2 protein-coding genes and 1 pseudogene are annotated in these 2,003 nt (G+C 72.8%); all 3 read left to right on the forward strand.

The window, feature by feature from the left end:
• Positions 1 to 372, forward strand: a pseudogene (locus tag AC08ON_RS12120) (beta-ketoacyl synthase); the annotation flags it as partial.
• Between the two features lie 62 nt (positions 373 to 434).
• The gene (locus AC08ON_RS12125; protein WP_476607311.1) at positions 435 to 1,217 is read left to right on the forward strand and encodes a beta-hydroxydecanoyl-ACP dehydratase; all 783 of its coding nucleotides are present in this window, start codon (positions 435 to 437) and stop codon (positions 1,215 to 1,217) included.
• A partial coding sequence (locus AC08ON_RS12130) for a beta/alpha barrel domain-containing protein (RefSeq protein ID WP_476616985.1) occupies positions 1,211 to 2,003 on the forward strand: 793 nt, incomplete at its 3' end. The genes AC08ON_RS12125 and AC08ON_RS12130, both read left to right, overlap by 7 nt.

The following is a 2,003-nucleotide window of genomic DNA, read 5'->3' on the forward strand; positions in this document are numbered from 1 at the left end:
GGCGTCCTGCCGGCCTTCCTCGGCCGCGTGGGCGCGACCGGAGAGTCGGCGCTGCTCGGTGAGCTGCAGATGTTCCACGCGGCGCGCGGCGACCTCGCCATCGCGCTCGGTCCCGAGTTCGCCTCCGCCGCGGGCCGGACGGTCTGCCGGCTGCCCGGCGGCGGCCTGCGGCTGGTGGACCGGGTCATGCGGGTGGACGGCGCGCGCGGTCAGCTCAGCGGCGGCGCGTCGATGATCACCGAGTACGACTCGCCGGCGGACTCCTGGTACTACACCGACAGCCCCAGCCCGACGATGCCGAACATCGTGCACATGGAGACATCGCTACAGTCGGCGCTCCTGCTGGGCTCTACTACCTGGGTGCGACCCTGACCGACCCGGCCAACGACTACGTCCTGCGCAACCTCGACGGCACGGCGACCGTCCGGCGTGAGGTGGACCTGGCGGGACGCACCATCCGGCAGCGTTCGACCCTGCTGTCCACGACCGTGCTCAGCGGCGCGATCCTGCAGAACTTCCAGTACGAGCTGTTCCTCGTGCCGGTCGACGGATCCGGATCGCACGGGTCCGGCCGTGACGGCGAGCCGTTCTACGTCGGTGAGTCGTTGTTCGGCTTCTTCACCCAGCGGACGCTGGCGAACCAGAACGGTCTCGATCAGGGCGCATTCGTGCCGACCTGGCTGGAACGCACCAGCCCGGCGCAGGCGGACCGGCGGACCATCGACGTGGCCGCCCGGCGGGCCGCGAACGCGCCGCTGTGCGCCCAGGGCGCCATGGCCCTGCTCGACCAGATCACGGTGGTGGACGGCGGCGGCGACTTCGGCCGCGGTTACCTGCACGCCGTCCGCCCCACGAGCCCGGACGACTGGTTCTTCGCGCGGCACTTCTGGCTTGACCCGGTGATGCCCGGCTCGCTGGGTGTCGAGGCCGTCATCCAGGCGCTGCAGGAGCGGATGGTCCAGGAGGGCCTGACCGACGACCTCGTCGAGCCGGTCTTCGTCGTGCCGGCCGGGCTGCCGATGAGCTGGCGCTACCGCGGCCAGATCCGCCCGGATGACGGGGAGATGACGCTGGAGGTCCACATCAAGGAGGTCCGCCGCGACGGTGCCCGGGCACGGGTCGTCGCGGACGCCAGCGTCTGGAAACCCGGCATGCGTATCTACGGACTGACCGACATCGCCGCCGAAGCGCGCGGTAGAGGAGCGCAATCATGGTGACGACGACAACGACGGTCCGTGGCGCGCCGGCGATGCCGCGTCCTGGATCGGGCGGGCCGCGGCTCGCGCGTTCCGCCCAGGAGATCCACGACCTGCTCGCCCGGCTGGACGCGCCCTGCGTCGTGGTGAGCGAACAGGGCGGCGCGATCGCGGCCACCGACGACCCGGCGAGCCTGCGCGCGGCGGTGGCGACGGTGCTGGCTGTGGCGCCGCCGGCCCGCCCCGAGCGGCTGGGAGCCGCGTCCTTCCTGACCGACTACGGGGTGCGTCAGCCCTACATGACCGGCGCGATGGCGAACGGCATCGCTTCGCCGGAGCTGGTCGTGGCGATGGCACGGGCGGGCTTCCTCGCCACGTACGGGGCGGCCGGCGTGCTGCCCGACCGGATCGACGACGTGCTTGGGCGGATCCGCCGTGAGCTCGGCCCGGCGCCCTTCGCCTGCAATCTGATCCACAGCCCGAACGAGCTGGAGCTGGAACGGGCCATCCTGGCCGCCTGCCTGCGCCACGGGGTGACCTGCGTGGAGGCGTCCGCGTTCCTGGAGCTGACCCCGCAGATCGTCGCCTACCGGGCCGCGGGGCTGCGGCCGGGCGGCGCTGGCGGCGTACACGTCGGGCACCGGGTGGTGGCCAAGGTCTCCCGCGGGGAGGTGGCCGAGCTCTTCCTGCGCCCCGCCCCGGACGCGCTGCTGCGCCCGCTGGTGGCGGATGGCACCCTGACCGCCGAGCAGGCCGCGCTCGCCCGCACGGTGCCGATGGCCGACGACATCACCGTCGAGGCGGACT

The organism is Frankia sp. CoWAU3 (assembly GCF_977971855.1).